The following is a 15,918-nucleotide window of genomic DNA, read 5'->3' as shown; positions in this document are numbered from 1 at the left end:
CATGATCGAGCTTTATGGAGCCGAGCTTCCGTCGCGCCTGCTTCTTGGCACGGCTCAATATCCTTCGCCGGCCATCCTTGCCTATGCAGTCAGGGCTTCGGGCACGGCGGTGGTGACCGTCTCGTTGCGCCGTGAAATGGCAGGCGGCAGGGCTGGCGAAGAATTCTGGTCGTTGATCCGCTCGCTTGGTGTCAGAATCCTGCCCAACACTGCTGGCTGCCACTCAGTCAAGGAAGCGGTCACGACCGCACAAATGGCGCGCGAAGTCTTCGGTACGAACTGGGTCAAGCTTGAAGTGATCGGCAACCATGACACGCTGCAGCCGGATGTTTTCGGTCTGGTCGAAGCCGCCCGCATCCTGTGCGAGGACGGTTTTGCTGTATTCCCCTATACCACCGACGACCTTGTCGTTGCCGAGCGGCTGCTTGCGGCGGGCTGCAAGGTCTTGATGCCGTGGTGCGCGCCGATCGGTTCCGCTCTCGGACCGATCAACATCACGGCGCTGCGCTCGATGCGCGGACATTTCCCTGATGTTCCGCTGATCGTGGATGCGGGGCTCGGACGGCCGTCGCACGCGGCAACCGTCATGGAGCTCGGCTTTGACGCCGTACTCCTGAACACCGCAGTTGCCAAGGCGGCCGATCCGGTCGGCATGGCGCGTGCGTTCGGCAAGGCGGTCGAGGCCGGTCGTGAAGCTTTCAGCTCGGGAATGCTCGAACCGCGCGACGTCGCCGTGCCGTCGACGCCGACAATTGGCAGGGCAGTTTTTTCATGAAGCTCGATCCGTTCTACCTGATCGTCGACAGCGCCGCCTGGATCGAACGGCTGGTGCCGCTTGGCGTCAAGCTGGTTCAGTTGCGCATCAAGGACAGGGACGAGGCCACGCTGCGGACGGAAATCCGCCGCGCGAACGGCGTCTGCGCGGTCCAAGGCTGCCAACTGATCGTCAACGACTATTGGCGCACGGCAATCGAGGAAGGCTGCGACTTCGTCCATCTCGGCCAAGCGGATTTGGCTGCGGCCGACCTGCTGGCGATTAAGTACGCTGGATTGAAGCTCGGGCTTTCCACGCACGATCATCTAGAACTGGAAACGGCCATCGCTGCCGAGCCCGACTATATCGCGCTCGGCCCCATCTATCCCACCATCCTGAAGCAGATGAAATGGGCGCCGCAAGGGCTCAAGCGGATCAGCGAGTGGAAGCATCGGGTGGCGCCGATCCCATTGGTCGCCATTGGCGGCCTCAACCCCGACCGGCTCGACGGTGTTCTCGCGGCTGGTGCGGACAGCGCGGCGGTGGTCACCGACATCACGTTGAATGCCGATCCCGAAGCGCGCACGCGAGAATGGATCGAAAAGACAAAGCCATGGCGCTGAGGCGAGAACCGCATGTGCTCGTGGTCGGCGGATCTGACTCCAGCGGTGGAGGCGGAATAGCACGCGATATCGAGACGATCTCTTCCATTGGCGTGCGCACCTGCCTGGCTGTCACAGCGCTGACCGTGCAGACGCACGATGCGGTCATGGAAATCCACTCTATGCAACCCGGTCTGGTGGCCGGTCAGATGCGTGCGGCGTTGCAGGCCAACAAGGTGGCGGCCATCAAGATCGGGATGCTCGCCACGGTGGAGATCGTCATTGCGGTTGCCGAAGTGCTGCGCGAAAATCCGCAGGTGCCGGCAGTGCTCGACCCGGTGCTGGCGTCGACGTCAGGCCGGACGCTCCTAGAGGCCGGCGCCATCGCCGCCCTGAAATGCGATCTGATGCCATTTTGCCGTCTGGTCACCCCCAATCTCTTCGAGCTGGCACTCCTTGTTGGCTCGGAGCGGGCAGTGGATGAGGACGGCGTAGTGTGGCAAGGCCAGGAATTGCTGGCAGCCGGCGCGCGGGCTCTGCTGATCAAGGGCGGCCATGCATCGGGACCGCAATCAACCGATATTCTGTTGCGCCCCGATCACGAATCAGTCCGCTTTGACACGCCGCGTCTTGCCGCATCGATGCGCGGGACGGGCTGCATGCTGGCCAGCTCGATTGCGGCACATCTGGCGAAGGCGCAATCAATCGAGTACGCCGTGCGCCAGGGCAAGCTCTTTGTGTTAGAAAAGCTTCGGAAAACCCCAGCCGAATAGCCGTAGCTGACGCTGAAATGGAAGCCGTAGCCCTCCTGCCCTTTTTTCCCAGGGAGTGACGGATGAGGCCGCTTTGCAGATCGGAATTCAGCAGCGCCGAGACAAGCTGCCCTGCCAGGCCGGGAAAGTAACGGGACTCTTCCTGCGGCGAAGCGCACTGCCGGTCAGGCATGGGGATGCACCCGTACCTCCTGGCGAGTGTGAGGCCGCAGGAGGGAGGCATTTCAGCGCGGCGGGGGCCGCCGGATCTGGCCCTGCAGTGCTGGAGCAAAGCAAAGGCCGGTTTGATCCCGACCGGACGATTCCGGGGATTTCTACGAGGCTGCTCGCGACGCCGGCATTGAGTTCTACCAGCTCCTGAGCGGCATGCGCGACCAAACCCGGCTGAGTGTCACCGCAGGGATGTTCCACGAGTGGGAGGCATTCTTGCCACCGTCATCGGGAAGGGCTATCCGCTCAAACAGACCGAAGATGACATGTGAGAGGTAAAGAAGGACTTGCGGGAGCACGTCATAGATCAGCTCGTACAATCGTCGTCGGTGTGGCGTTTGAAGATAAAATTGAAGTTTTCGGGCGTGGTCTCAAGCTCAATTCGCTGCACAGTGACGAGATGCACTGCGTGCTGGAACAGCTTCTGAAAGCCTGATGGGTTCGCTTGTGTGAAGAGTGCCCGATCAATAAACTCGGAATCGAGAACCTCAGCCACCTCAGTCATAGCTAGTGCGCTCGACAGAATTTCAACTCGTTTTCCTTTCAATATACTCGATGTAATTCCTCTGGGACTGTTTGTTGTGAAGGCATGGTAGAAACCGTTCTCGTCGCCAAGCATCCACGAGAGATAAAGAAGATTATCGGTAAGCGGCTTTCGTAGCAGGTTGAGTGCCACTATTATCTTTCGCTTTTCAAGGCATCGAAGCGACTCATAGATATGATGCAGGCAATCAGACACCATCGCGATTGTGATCTGATTTAACACGGCTTTTCGCGCTTCGGCCTCATATCCGCCCGCTCGCATCGCTGCGATAGCGTCGGCTTTAGCTGCGTGTTTCTTGAATGCTTTCGCTTCCGCTTTGTTGCGGAACTTGAAGCTTACGACATGTGCCTCCGCGCCTTCATACTCCACCATGAGGCGGGCACTCTCGTCATGAAGGAAGAAGCAATACTCGTGGGCCAATCGCAAGTCGTTTGGTATCCAACAGAGACGGTTGCGGGGAATGAGGTGGACGCTGTTCGGCATTGGCGAATCCTAACAAGCGATTGGTTTCCACCTTTTCGTGGCGCGGGTCTGGATCGTCGGTGAGAAATGGGTCCGGACGTGGCCGAAGATGCTTTCCAATCGAGTTTCATTCCGTATGATCCCGCACACAAAAATCAAGGCCCGCTGGCACGCGATCCTCGAATTGCTATCCGAAACCAGTCGAATTGAGATCATGCGCGCGCTATATGGCAACGGAGCGGCATGTGGGCCGGGACTAAACAATTGAGCACGATGGACCAGGTGCCGGCGGAACCAGCGAAGGAGGAGGAAAGCGGCTCCAGTCCGGTCGGGCGCGGGGGTGCCGGAACCTATATTGAGGGCGAACTGGGCGCCTATTATCTCCTTCAAATGCTGGCCGGCAGCGAAGCGCGCGGACTGCCGGACGCCCGGATCGAACGGGTGCAGTTCCAGGGGGTCGACGAAGGTTACGCACTGGACGATCTGATCGTTCATGGGGCATCGGGTAAAGGCGACTCGCTGCTTGAGATCCAGTCGAAGCGCACGATCAGTTTTGCGCCGAAGGACAGCGTTTTCCAGAGCGTCTGCGGCCAGATCGCGCGGAGCGCTCCCGAAAGCCAGCCGGCCGACCGCCATCTATTCGCAGTCGCAACCCAGCGCACCAGCTTTGCAATTTCCGGTCCTTATCAGGACGTGCTCGAATGGCGCGCACGGCAAAGACGGGGGCACAGTTCTTCGCGCGGCTAGCCCTCAAGGGCGTCGGCAGCGATGCAATGCGCGGCTTCGCGCAGACCTTTCGCATCAATCTTGTCGCCCAAGGCGTGCCGGACGACGCCGAAGGCGTTTGGAACGTTATCCGGCGATTTCTAATCCTGGAGTTCGACTTCGAGTCCGGCGCCCCGCAGGCCCGGACGCATGCGCTCACGGTCGCGGGGCAGGTGCTCGCGCCTGAGGACGCGTCGCGAGCCAAGGCGCTTTGGAGCAATCTCATCGAATTGGTCATCCTGACCGGCAAGACCGGAGGTTCAATCACCCGCGATGAACTGCCCGCAGCGCTGGCGGCGCGTGGTTTCCGCCTGGCCGGCGCACGCAACTATACCTTGGCGCGCGCCCGGCTGGCGGAAATGTCCCGCTTCGCGCTGATGGACATCGGCACGTCGGTCGGCGGCATAAATCTGCCGCGCCTGAGCGCGCTGGCGGCATTCGAAGCGGCCCGTGACAAGCACCGCTTCGTCGAGATCACGGGCAAACCTGGTGCCGGCAAATCCTATGTGCTGCGCCATCTTGCCGAGCGGCAAGGACGGGAGGCGCATGTCATTGTCCTTGATCCGATCGGAACGCCCGATGGCGGCTGGGCGGCGCTCGCGCAACGGCTCGACGTCCCAGGAACTGCCAAGGATTTCCTCGGCGACCTTGCCGCCGGCGGCGGCGGAACCCTTTTCATCGACGGGCTCGAAATGTTCGCCTCGGAGGAGCGGCGCCGCACTGTCAATGACGTCCTTCGCGAGATCGCCGGGATAGACGGTTTCTCGATCGTAGTGTCTACCCGGCCCACTCTCGGTGTCGAGGGGAGTAACTGGCTCGCCGAAGACGCGCTCGCTGTGCTGGGCGCGCCACATCTGGTGTTCGTGGGCGAACTCGACGACGAGGAGGTTGCGGCTCTGAGCGCGGCCGCACCGGAACTAAGCGCGCTCCTCTCACGGGGCCATCCAGCCGCCAGCATTGCCCGCAATCTCTATCGCCTGACCCAGTTGCTCAAGGTGCCGAGCACAGTTGAGATTCGCACCGAGCTTGCTGCGGCAACGCTTGCCGGCCTCGATACGATCGAGGCGTCCATCGATTCACCGGCCCGTGACTATTTGCTACGCAGCCTGACGATGAGCGAACCGAAGCGCGACCGCCTCGGCTTCTATCATGACGTGCTACGCGACTGGGCGATCGGCGCACGCTTGCACGAAGACTTGGCGCTCCTTGCCGGTCTGGACCTCACGGTTCCGCCCTCGCCGCGCTTGGCGCGAGGTATCGAGTTCGCGGGCCGGTTCGCGCTCGAAAAGGAGCAAGACGGCTCGGCCTGGCAGGCTCTCCTGGCCGCACTGTCGCCTCCAGGCGCGCACGGTGCGTGGCGGCGCCAGGCGCTCATGGCGATCGTTAGATCCGAGCTTTCCCCGGAGCTTCTGAACCGCTGCAGCGCGGCGTTGCTTGCTCAGGGCGGCGCCCTGCTGATCGAGCTTTGCACGGCGATCACCGCAGTGGAGACGGTCTCGGCCGCCGAGCTATTTTCGCGAGCCGCCGCAAAGGGCGCCGAGCTTCCGGCCATGCCGCCAAGTTCGTTGCGAGCGGCAGCGACCCCATCGGCACCGACCGTGCTGATGTGGTGCTTCGCCCATGCCGCCGAGATACCGATCCAGGCGATCGGGGTCGTCGTCAAACTCATCGAGATTCAGTTCTTCCTCGCGCTGAGTGTCTCCGAATACGGGCAGGCAGCGGCTAAGATGCTGTTCAAATGGCTGATGCAGCTCGACTTGTACATGACCCAGATCAGTATCCCATCTCCATCAGATGGCGTGGAACTTGAAGGGCAAGCACGCCAGCGGATGATCGAGGATCTTCGCACCATGGCGCTATTGCTGGCGGCGAACGCGCCGGACGAGGCAAGAGCCTATCTCACGGCGGTGGCGGCCGAAAACGATCGCTACAAGGTCAAGGAGATCCGGCCATTCAGCCGAACGCTGGCGAGCGTCGCGCCCGCTGAGCTTGCCGCGCTCGTCGAGGCCAGCCTGATCGAACCGCCGCGCCGCGGCAAATCGAGACGCGATTCCATGGACCGCGCGCTGAGTTTCGCCGATACCGACTATATGCCGCCCTCGCCGGCACAGCCACCTTTCCTCGATCTGCTCGATGTGGCGCCGGACATCGGGCTGGCGCTCATTCGAAAGCTCGTCGAGGCGGCCGTGGCCTTCCATGCCGACGGGAAGACAAGGGAAACGAACGGCTACACGGTCGTCGTCGACGGCAAGCCGCGCTTCTTTCCCTGGGTTCAGACCTATTTCTGGGCCCGCGATCAAGCACAGGAATATTCCGCGGCCTCGGGACTCATGGCGCTTGAAGCATGGTCGCAAGAGCGGCTCGACAAGGGCGAAGACGTTCGGGCCGTTCTCAGCGATATCCTCGGGCCGGAGGGCAGCTGTGCGGCTTATCTTCTGATCGCGATTGATGCACTCGTATCCCATTGGCCTGGCACGAGGGACGCGCTCGTCCCTTTCATGGCCAACCCGGATTTGCTCGCCAACGATCGCGCGCGGGCCACCCATGAGGCGTTCGGACATATGATGTTGAGACAGAAGGAGCCGAACGGCCGGGTGAAGCTGGCCGATCTCGCGAAGCGTCCATCGCGCCGGTTGATGCTCGAACAACTCGTTCCGTACTATCTGGCCGATGACGATGCTGGACGCGGCCTTCGTGCATTGCTTGGGAGGGCTGTCGACGAGATCGGACCCTATGCCGATCATGCCAGCTTTGGAGACGCCGCGTTCATGGGGGCCTATGCCCTCAACATGCTCGACCAGGCCAATTGGGTCGAGGTCGATGGCGGACGCGGATACCAGTCCCCGCCATCTGAAGCCGAACATCTGGCGAAGCTCGAAGAGAGCCGGCTGAAGCTCGTCCATTCGAGTACGGTCGAAGCGAAGGTTCACCTGGCGACGAATGATCCCGCCAAGGGTTCGGCGGAGGTCGCGCGCGAGGCGGTGGACTATGCCGCCGGCGATCTGCCCGACGACAGCGACACCGACCATCTCAAGTCGCGATCGACACGTCTGATCGCGACGGCCATGCTAGTCGCACGCGATGGTGATGATACCCTTCTGGACCAGAATGAAGGGTGGGTCCGGGCTGTCATTGCCAAGGCGCTCGAAGAAGAGAAAGATCCCTATGGCTCCAGAGAGATGCTGCAGTTCAACCGGCCTGGGATGGGAATCTGCGCGCTGATCCACCTCTGGCATCGGCGCAGGCTCCCAGCAGATCGCAATCTTCTTATGAAAGCAGCTGCCCGCTGCGATCGCGCCGCCGTGCCAGCCTTCATCGCCGCGCTGGTGCGCATCAATGAGACTGATCCGCGACTTCTCAAATCGACCATCCGGATCGCTTTCGAGTGCCGCCGCTGGCGTTGGCAACCTTATGATGAGGATCCAGCGGACCGCGAAATTTATGATGTCGAGAAGACGCGCCTTGATCGAGACGCGGTCGCAGCGGAGATCGCCTGGCTCGACGGCGGACCCGAACCGTCTTGGCCTGTCCTTCCGGAAGAGAAGCCGTCTTTGCGAAACAGGCCGCGGGTGAGGGTCTCCGCCAACCCAGCGCACAAGCTTGAATGCAATGAGGATGGTGTCGAGCCGCAGTCGAAGAAGGCGTCGATCCACGTCGACACACAGGGCATCGCTGAATGGCTGGGCCTCCTGAACGCCGAGGGGAGTGCGACGCCGGATTGGTACGATGAGGTGATCGACGCTTATGCACCTTGGTCTGCACGCGCGAATGCCCATGGCTATCCGGCGGACGCGGATTTGAACCGGGCGCCGGACGGTTGGAATCGCCAATTCTATATCCTGGTCGCATCTGCGCTGCTGGATGCGGATCATGACCGTTTCGAGCAGCTTCTGCTGCCTCTTCTTGAGCTTCCCGACCGGTCGTTCTGCGATGTTGCCGACACGCTCATCCACGCCGCCGACGTCTGCTATTTTAACGACAGGAGCCGCCATGCCGATCGCGCACGCCAGCTTCGCGGTCGCCTGGTTACGCGCACGAAGGCACTTGTACGCTGGTCATGGGACAACCGGCCTGGAGATTTACGGATCGATCACAACACAGGGCCGGTTATCGCGAAGTTGCTAATGAATCTCTACAACCCATTCGCCGGCACCCAGAGCTATCTGGTCCCAGCAGTATTCGATCGGGTAGATCCAATTCTCGACACGCTACGACCGCTGCTGCCCGGTGGCCCGACTGCGTTCGTTGCGCTTTGCACGATGAACAGCCTGTCGGTCGCACCCACGGCGCGGCACCTGGATTTCCTCCTGTTCGCGGTCGAGACATGGCTCCATGCCACACGAGACGACCCTTCGATGTGGCACTCCCTCGGCATCGGACGAAAGGTTGCGGAATGGTTTGAGATGGTGGCGGTGGCAGATCCATCTCTGCTCGGCCGCGATCATCCAGAACGGGCACGGATCGACGTCACGCTCGGCCGACTAGTCAGCCTGGGAGTGTCGAGGCGCATGAAATTGAAATGCGGATCGAAACCGAACAGGCAACCACTGGCGTCAGACGGTGAGGATTGCTTTTTTGGGATGTATCCCCGTTGAACATGTAGCAGCCGAAGCGCCATTTCCGCGCCCATAGCCTAATCCGAATCAAAAGAGGTTGAACGATGCGCCGGCTATTCGGCTGCTTGCGTCTGCGCCCTCGCGGTTGCGGCAATCCTAGGTGTAGCTATTGTCCTCCTTAGTGGCCTTGAACACACCGAGCTTAAAGGCTTGCTCCCCGGTGCTTCTCATGCGGAACTTGGTCGACCGCTTCGAGCCAAAAGCGTCCAAGTAGTCAATTTGCCCGTAGACGTAGAGCGCCAGTTCTTCTTTTTTTATGGCAGTGATCTCCCACGCTTCCAAAGCGCGGTGTGTCGGCATTGAAAGTGTAATAGCGCTGGGCGGCAAAACCAGTTGGTTGGGATGGCCGGCGGAGTCAAAGGGTTCCAAGTCCCCGACCAACGGATACTCGCGAAGTTTGATGAGCGTCCACTGGGACATTTTAGAAGCCGGGGTCGCGCCGAAATTCTTGACGTGGGCTACGGCGGTGATCTGTTCGGCCTCGAACCCGGTTGGGGCCGTGACACCCTCCAAGCAGACATAAGCACGCAACTGCGCTCTCGTGGTTCGAATACTGGTGATAGCCGTCCAAACGCTGATAATCAAAGCGATCACGGCAATGAGCGTGCTAGCGGCCCCGACGATGATTTGGGCCCATGCCGGTACTTCCTGCCTTTCAGCGGTTGCAGCTCCTCTCTCGGCAGCATTGGCAGCGCGTACCTGGGCGTCCAGATCGGCAGCATCGTGCTGATCGGCCTTTTCTTCGCGTTCAGTTGCGTGGGAGGACTGTCCTGGGGTCTCCACAATGGTCACCGGCAGCCCCGTCTTGGCAATGCCGCTGCTTCCGTCATTGGATTGCTGGGCCTGTTGCTTTGCTACGGATGGGCCTTCACCGGTCACTCCTTGGGTTTCTTGCGCGCTTGCGTGAGTGGTTAGCACTATGAACAGTGCCAAGATTGGAGCCTTCATGGCGATCTCTCTGCTAGTCGGATGCGTTGCCTGTCTTGCTGCGCTCAATGTGCACCTGGGGCGGGTCCGCCGCCATCGCCGGGCGTGAGGAGATATTGATGTCCACGAAGCGTTCCATGCTTCCGACGACAATGTCGTATTTGATGCGACCGTGCGCACTTGGGCCTCCCCGAAATGCCGATTGTCCCAAATCGCGGTACGCGTTTGAGCGAGGGACCAAAAGAGACCGGCAAGAGCCGCGATGCTTACGAACAGGCCGGCTAGGGTGGTTATGAAAGTCCACCGAGCCCAAGTGGCCATTTCCTGTTGCGAGGAAAGGTCATACTCGCCGCGTTGTGACTCGCGGGAGGCCTCTACTATTTCCTGTACGCATTCAAGAACGCGGGCTGGCTCGACTTTGACGCATTCATGTTCTATGCGCTGCTTGGTGTCGGCAATATATTGCTGGGAGTTCTGATCGGCACGCTGGGAGTAATTGGTGTCTAGCGATCCAATTGAACAGCCCATGGCAAAAATCAGGCAGCAAAGGACAGCGAAACATATCGCTGTCACTACCCCAAAGAGCGGACCCCTGTTGCTGTCGAACATTGAGTTAGAAACGTTGCCCGATTTCCCCTTGCGGCAAGTATCACGTACAATGAGTGTTACCGCAATAACGGAGCCGACCAAGGATGCCGTTCGCGGCCTCAAGGGGCAGTTTATCACTCTGCCTTTCGAAACCTGTCACACCGGTGTCGGGCCCCAATAGAGACATTCCACATCTTTACACGCAGCGTCGGCCCCTGGCGCACCGAGGGCGGGGCTACGCTGTTTGCGGCTTCGCCCCGCCCGCCACTCGCACCAACCCTCGCTACGTCCACCCGCCCATCTGCTCTTCATGCCGTTCCGCATCGAACGCCTGCTTCCCCTTCGCATGCCATAGGTTGCGCACTTGCTCGCCTTCACCCGCGGACGCCGAGCCCGGTCAGGACCGTGAGCGCAGTCCGGGAAGAGAAAATGGCGGAGCGCAGACCGGAGATGGCGGCCCTACGCCTGGAAGAAAAACTCCCGCCACCGGAGTGTCGCGCCACACGGATGTTCCGGCGGACCCGGAAGCGGCATTGCGCAGCGCTCGCACCAAGGCGCTCGTGCGTCACGCCCGTGCACTCGACGCGATCCTGAGCACTGGAAATGCGGACGGACAGGGCAGTCCCGAGCAGATGCGCGAATTGAGGGATGCCCGTAGCGCTTTCGAGAAGGTGCGGCCGTATTCGATAGCCTGCCAAGCAGAGGTCGAGGCCACAACTGCGGTTTTAAAGCTTCAGGACAAACTCCCCCACATACAGGCGCGCTCGCTTCTTGGCATCGTCGCCAAGCTCGAAATTATCGCTGGTGCAGATCGCGATATCGACGATCCGACAGACTTTCCCTGGCCGCATATTGCTTCGATCCTTGACGACTTGAAGAAAATCGTCGGGAGCCTACCGCGTGGACGGCCTGAGCGATCCGTCGTTCAGGCGGACTGCAGGCAATATCAAGCGATCGCGGCCAACCTGGTCGGTCTGGGAAAACCGGGCCGCCACCTTATTTGGGGTTTTCCGTGCACCCCTCCCGCGTCATTCAATCTCCAAATGAATGCCAAGTCATGTCAACTTCGGCCCATTCTTCTGATGCCTAGGGGGAATGGTACGTGGCTGCCATTTGGTCTTGAATAGTTCGTCTACCTTGCGGGAATTTTCGGCTAGATTAGCATCCTCATGCCACTTCTCCACCAGCGGGAGGGCCGCATCGATAGGCGCTGATGTGCTGATATCGTCCACGATGACGTACCATCGATCGCGCTTCGAATCATACTTGTGTTTTTGCCCGATTGCCTCAGCGGCCAGCCATATTTTGTCGTTCAGATTCCGGCAAACCAAATAGGTAAGGCCACCCGTTTCTGTTAAAATCGAGAACGATTTCATCTCCTTGCCCGCCGCAACTTCTTCTCGGATTGCCAGCACGGTCTTAGATAAGTCCGTCAGTGAGCCATAGGAAAAATCGTAGAGATCGATGACTACCGATATCAGTTCGGGAGGTGCCGTCTTCAGGCTCTTGAACAATTCGGAGATAACCGGAATGTCCAACCGCTCAAGGATGCTAACTGGTCGAACCGTCTTCACCCCTACATCCTGCGGCATCATGAAATCCTCGACGATTTCGGCAAAATCCTTCTCAAGATTCATGAAGTCATATTCAGGATCCATCGCCAGCTTGTATTTCAAATGATAGCCGAGAAAATTGTATTCACTATCCGAATGCACCTTATCGAACACGTCCGAGCGGCACTTCAGGTAGTAAAGAAACTCGATGGGCGTCGGCAGCATGCGCGCCACACAATCGAGAACGCCGAGGTCCCAAATGACAGGCGCGATCCTGTCGCTTCGCTTCAGCATAATGTTTGAAAGAAGCGTCGCGGCAGGAAAAGCGTCGCTCAGTATGACGGCCGGGAACGTCCGCACTGTTGGCGGGAACGTCAGTGTTTTGCCCTCTTTCGTTTTGCATTCCGCTCCTGCCTGGATCAGCTCGGCAAACTCGTAGGCTTGACGGTATGGGGCTTGAATGGCGCCTTCGAAGTCTTTCGTCAAAGCCTCTTCGTCACCGGCTCTTGCCAATAGCGTCACACGCTTGGATTTCGCTTGCACGACGATTACGAACTCGCCGAAAACTATAAGCGCGTCGGCTTCACCGGCTGTCTTCTTTTTGCTTGGTTGGATCGTGACGTTCTCATAGACGTTCGCCGCGCCGAACACCGATCGAAAGAGGTCAGCTGCTGCTTTCTCCAGAAAGGCGCCCCGATGCTTGGCTGCTTTATCGACATATGTCTTATCGGTGATCATCCAATAAGTCGGACTTTCGTAGACGCTCTCAGCTAGCCTATATGCGTTTGGTGCATAGAAATGCTCCCCAATGTCGATCAGCGGCGCAAGATTGGCCTGGTTCGCGACAAACGCGGACGTGAAGTTCGCATTGGCGTTTGTGGCAGGCGTTGCGAATTTGCCGATAAAGGCGTTCGCTTTCCTAGCGCCGAATTTCTTGATCAATTCGGCCTTGGCGATCAAGAGGCTGTCCGTTAGGTCTGCCTTGGTCGGAATAGCTCCGTCCTCTTTCATCGCGTTGATCGCCGACATCTGGCGCGATGTATATTCCATGATGAACCGCGCGATTTCGACCATTGGACGCGCTGAAAGTCCGGCATTGCGGATCAGCCATTCAAAATCACCGCGATACCGGTCTCGGGAAAAACGCTCTAGCTGATGGAGAAAGAAGCTGTCGGCACCATAATAGATGGCTTCCCGAGCCGCGGCACCGAGTGTCCTCTCGACCTTTGCAAGATCGCCGAAATCCGGCATCGAATCCAGTGTGAGCCGGTCGTGGAATTCCCTGAGAAGTCTGTCAGCTTTGTCTGCAAAATCGCTCTCAGGATTGACGATGGAGTAAGTGCAATCAGACGCGGACTGAACCATCAGCCCGAGCAAGAGCATGAACTCATTGCTGTTTAGCTTTGTGGTAGACCAGCGCTTTTCTGGATCGTCGGCGACCTTACCTTCTCGCAAATCGATAGCAACGATCCAATCGCGATACATGATGGCAGAAATATCATGCAAGGCACCGGCGCTCTGCGCAAGAACACGCAAGTCGTGGAATATTTCTTCGAGAGAACGCGCCTCAGGTCGCCCTGGGTGTTCCAATTCCATGTTTGTCATGTCGCGCTAATTCTTATGTCGGGTAGAGCTATTGGGCCAAAGAACGACTCTCTCGCTCACCACTTAACATCTAGGTCGTCGTCGTAGAGCATGCTTGGCAACATACCCATCATCACATGGTCGGGCAGGATGCGGGTAGCCCGTTTCTTATGGACTTCGAATCCGGGATATGCATCCCCAATGACCTGCTTGAAGAACGCCTGCGTGCGAGGCTTCAGGCATTCCGTAATTTCCCACAGAAATGCATGGACGGCTTCGTAATCGGACACGACCTCTTCGGGTCGATGAATCGCTTCGAGATGCTCGAAGAACCGTTCGACATGGTTTCCAGGCGTATTGAAGAGCGGGCGTCTGCCATCGAAATAAACCACCTCGATCTGCTCTCGGATAGGGTCGACATTGCCGTGCAATGCGAAATTTCTCTTATCGATGACTCGCATGAAATGCCCATAGGCGTTGGTGCTTTTGTCGATATCGCGTGCAAAGCCATCGCAATGCTGGCTGAGCAGCGCGAGGCGGTCGGGAATCTTGGCCCGGATGAAGGCCTGATAGGCCTCAGGGGCATTTCGGATTTCATCGCGGGTGAACATGAGGATCACCATATTGATGAAGGCCTCGGCCATAACCGGCATCAGAAGGTGAAGCTTTAGACAGTTGCCGAAGAGATCGTTCGCACGTGTGGATACTCCTTGCATGGCTTTTTCTAAGGTTTTCAGCCGCGATGCTTGCGATCTTTTTGGAAAAGCCGTCTTTGCCGGGGCATCGATAATAGCTGCGTGCAAGTCGGCGCACAGACCCGCGATACTGACAAACTTGTTCTGGAAGACAACGAATTTTTCCAGGCTCTGTAGTACGGCAGATTTCTGCGGACCAATCCTCGCATAGTCCGTTCTGATACCGACAATTAGGTCCCGCCACTGCTGGTGCGTTAGCGCTTCGCCGACCATGATATGAATCTCGCGCGACATGCCCAAGATATACACGTCGGTCTCGCCGGCCTTGAGGCTGTAGTCCCAGTGTATCCAGTTATCGCTGTCATCCTTGCGCAGGAAGTTTTGAAAACCGTTCGGTTCGCCAAAGCGAGCTTTCAGATAACAGTAGATGTCCACCGGCCTAAGCCGTGACCTGACCGCGAGAATGGCGCCACCTTTCTTCTTCTTAGGTTTCCTGTCGCGCGTAACCCATTCCACCACTTCCTGCCGGGTAGCTGCCCGCCATTCACCGATGTTGAGGCAAGCAGGCTCTTTGACAGCCTGCCTCTTCTTTCGCTGATGGGATTTACGCGCGATCGTCACGAATATTCAGCGTGTAACGTGTGTGTCGGAGTTCACCGGTTTTTGCTAGCGCACCCTTGGCGACTAAGTCCTGTAAGTCCCTAGTTGCCGTCGCGCGCGATGTCTGAGTGATAGCGATGTAGTTTTCCGCGCTGAGGCCACCTTTGAAGCCGTCGACACCTTCCCGGAACATTCGGGCGACGACTTTTTCCTGGCGCTCGTTGAACTGACCTCGATGGTGCTCGTAAAACTTGGCCTTGGCGACGGAGAACTCGACGCGGGCGAGCGTTACGCGCTGCGCTTCGAGGATCGTGGCGGCGAAGTAGAGCAGCCAGCCGGTAATCGCATTGCTCTTGTTACTGGCTTCCAAGCTGTCGTAGTAGGCCTTACGATGACGTTCGATCGTATAGGCCAGTGCGATCAGGCTAGGCTCGCCAAGATTTTGCGCCAGCGCCTTTTCGCAAAGGGCACGTCCTATGCGGCCGTTACCGTCTTCGAACGGGTGGATGCTTTCAAAATAGAGGTGCGCGATGCCGGCGCGCGTCAGTGCGGGAAGCGGCGTCTTGCCTTTGGGGGCGGTGTCATCGAACCAGATCGTGAAGGCATCCATTTCGGCCTTCACGCGCGATGAGGGCGGCGCTTCGAAATGCACTTTGGGCTTGTCCAGCCGATTGGAGACGATCTGCATCGCATCGGCATGCTGGCGATAACTGCCGATAGTCTCGATGCGCCGTTCACCCGACATCACCATCTTGTGCCAGGCGTAGAGGGTGCGATGCGAAAGCGGCTCTGCAAAATGCAGGTACACGTCGGCCATCATTTCGGAGACGCCTCGCTCCGCTGGAGGAATGCGCCTGTTTTCATCTCCAAGCCCAAGTTGCTGCCGTAAGGACGATTGCAGGCTCTCGCGGTTGAGGTATTCCCCTTCGATGGCAGATGTTTTCAAGGCCTCTTCGCTGATAAGCTCGATGCGGATCTGATCGCGGTCCTCGGAATCGACGTGACGAAAGACGCCGAGGAACTCGCCAGATCGCAATAGGAACTCGCTTTCCAGCGAGTTCAATGCCATCTTGTCGTAGGTAAAATGCGGCCAGTCGACCTGCTCCCAATTCCATGCCATGAGCTATAGAACGCCTTTCTATAACTCATGATAGCGAAAAAGATGAGCTATAGCAATCTTATCTATACCTCAGCCCGCGCGAAATAAACGCGACAGCAGCCAGGCCGCCACTCTGACCCATGGCC

Annotated in this window: 11 protein-coding genes; 6 read left to right on the top strand and 5 right to left on the bottom strand. The window is 58.7% G+C overall.

The window, feature by feature from the left end:
• Position 1 precedes the first annotated feature (1 nt).
• The 3 genes from NKJ58_RS27630 to NKJ58_RS27620 are packed head-to-tail and all read left to right on the top strand — an operon-like array spanning position 2 to position 2,129.
• On the top strand, positions 2–775 hold the full coding sequence (locus NKJ58_RS27630) for a thiazole synthase (protein WP_023685607.1): 774 nt from the start codon (positions 2–4) through the stop codon (positions 773–775).
• Entirely contained in the window at positions 772–1,377 is a 606-nt protein-coding gene (locus NKJ58_RS27625; RefSeq protein ID WP_352854279.1) for a thiamine phosphate synthase, read from the top strand. The genes NKJ58_RS27630 and NKJ58_RS27625 overlap by 4 nt, the downstream gene beginning before the upstream one ends.
• The gene (locus NKJ58_RS27620) at positions 1,368–2,129 is read left to right on the top strand and encodes a hydroxymethylpyrimidine/phosphomethylpyrimidine kinase (protein WP_352854319.1); all 762 of its coding nucleotides are present in this window, start codon (positions 1,368–1,370) and stop codon (positions 2,127–2,129) included. The genes NKJ58_RS27625 and NKJ58_RS27620 overlap by 10 nt, the downstream gene beginning before the upstream one ends.
• A gap of 517 nt (positions 2,130–2,646) precedes the next feature.
• Here the strand turns inward: NKJ58_RS27620 and NKJ58_RS27615 are convergent.
• Positions 2,647–3,366 (bottom strand): hypothetical protein, encoded by a 720-nt coding sequence (locus NKJ58_RS27615; protein WP_352854277.1) that lies wholly within the window; start codon positions 3,364–3,366, stop codon positions 2,647–2,649.
• 243 nt (positions 3,367–3,609) lie between these two features.
• Here NKJ58_RS27615 and NKJ58_RS27610 point away from each other — a divergent pair, with 243 nt between their 5' ends.
• On the top strand, positions 3,610–4,092 hold the full coding sequence (locus tag NKJ58_RS27610; RefSeq protein WP_352854275.1) for a hypothetical protein: 483 nt from the start codon (positions 3,610–3,612) through the stop codon (positions 4,090–4,092).
• Entirely contained in the window at positions 4,047–8,705 is a 4,659-nt protein-coding gene (locus NKJ58_RS27605; protein WP_352854273.1) for a hypothetical protein, read from the top strand. Before NKJ58_RS27610 ends, NKJ58_RS27605 begins: the two co-directional genes overlap by 46 nt.
• 117 nt (positions 8,706–8,822) lie before the next feature.
• On the opposite strand, the gene NKJ58_RS27600 is transcribed toward NKJ58_RS27605, so the two are convergent.
• Positions 8,823–9,674, bottom strand: coding sequence for a hypothetical protein (locus NKJ58_RS27600; RefSeq protein WP_352854271.1), 852 nt, complete (start codon positions 9,672–9,674; stop codon positions 8,823–8,825).
• Between the two features lie 1,100 nt (positions 9,675–10,774).
• Here NKJ58_RS27600 and NKJ58_RS27595 point away from each other — a divergent pair.
• A complete protein-coding gene (locus NKJ58_RS27595; RefSeq protein WP_352854269.1) occupies positions 10,775–11,368 on the top strand; it encodes a hypothetical protein in 594 nt (197 codons plus the stop codon).
• Here the strand turns inward: NKJ58_RS27595 and NKJ58_RS27590 are convergent.
• From NKJ58_RS27590 to NKJ58_RS27580, 3 genes are read right to left on the bottom strand one after another with little or no spacing between them, the layout of a single operon-like run.
• Entirely contained in the window at positions 11,297–13,399 is a 2,103-nt protein-coding gene (locus NKJ58_RS27590) for a nuclease-related domain-containing protein (protein WP_352854268.1), read from the bottom strand. The two genes, NKJ58_RS27595 and NKJ58_RS27590, sit on opposite strands and share 72 nt — an antisense overlap.
• 56 nt (positions 13,400–13,455) lie before the next feature.
• Entirely contained in the window at positions 13,456–14,694 is a 1,239-nt protein-coding gene (locus NKJ58_RS27585) for a hypothetical protein (RefSeq protein ID WP_352612015.1), read from the bottom strand.
• Positions 14,678–15,793 carry a Fic family protein gene (locus NKJ58_RS27580; RefSeq protein WP_352612016.1) on the bottom strand — a complete coding sequence of 372 codons (1,116 nt, stop codon included), beginning with the start codon at positions 15,791–15,793 and terminating at the stop codon, positions 14,678–14,680. The genes NKJ58_RS27585 and NKJ58_RS27580 overlap by 17 nt, the downstream gene beginning before the upstream one ends.
• Positions 15,794–15,918: the final 125 nt, after the last annotated feature.

Source organism: Mesorhizobium sp. M0139, assembly GCF_040322455.1.
Lineage (GTDB): Bacteria > Pseudomonadota > Alphaproteobacteria > Rhizobiales > Rhizobiaceae > Mesorhizobium.
Note: the sequence above shows the minus strand (reverse complement) of the source record. Positions and strands in the feature narration are given on the sequence as shown.

Bases quoted from the DNA above. Each gene is read 5' to 3' on its own strand.
- NKJ58_RS27590 (WP_352854268.1), bottom strand. From the start codon at position 13,399: ATGACAAACATGGAATTGGAACACCCAGGGCGACCTGAGGCGCGTTCT.
- NKJ58_RS27615 (WP_352854277.1), bottom strand. From the start codon at position 3,366: ATGCCGAACAGCGTCCACCTCATTCCCCGCAACCGTCTCTGTTGGATA.
- NKJ58_RS27605 (WP_352854273.1), top strand. From the start codon at position 4,047: ATGGCGCGCACGGCAAAGACGGGGGCACAGTTCTTCGCGCGGCTAGCC.
- NKJ58_RS27630 (WP_023685607.1), top strand. From the start codon at position 2: ATGATCGAGCTTTATGGAGCCGAGCTTCCGTCGCGCCTGCTTCTTGGC.
- NKJ58_RS27600 (WP_352854271.1), bottom strand. From the start codon at position 9,674: ATGAAGGCTCCAATCTTGGCACTGTTCATAGTGCTAACCACTCACGCA.
- NKJ58_RS27580 (WP_352612016.1), bottom strand. From the start codon at position 15,793: ATGGCATGGAATTGGGAGCAGGTCGACTGGCCGCATTTTACCTACGAC.
- NKJ58_RS27625 (WP_352854279.1), top strand. From the start codon at position 772: ATGAAGCTCGATCCGTTCTACCTGATCGTCGACAGCGCCGCCTGGATC.
- NKJ58_RS27620 (WP_352854319.1), top strand. From the start codon at position 1,368: ATGGCGCTGAGGCGAGAACCGCATGTGCTCGTGGTCGGCGGATCTGAC.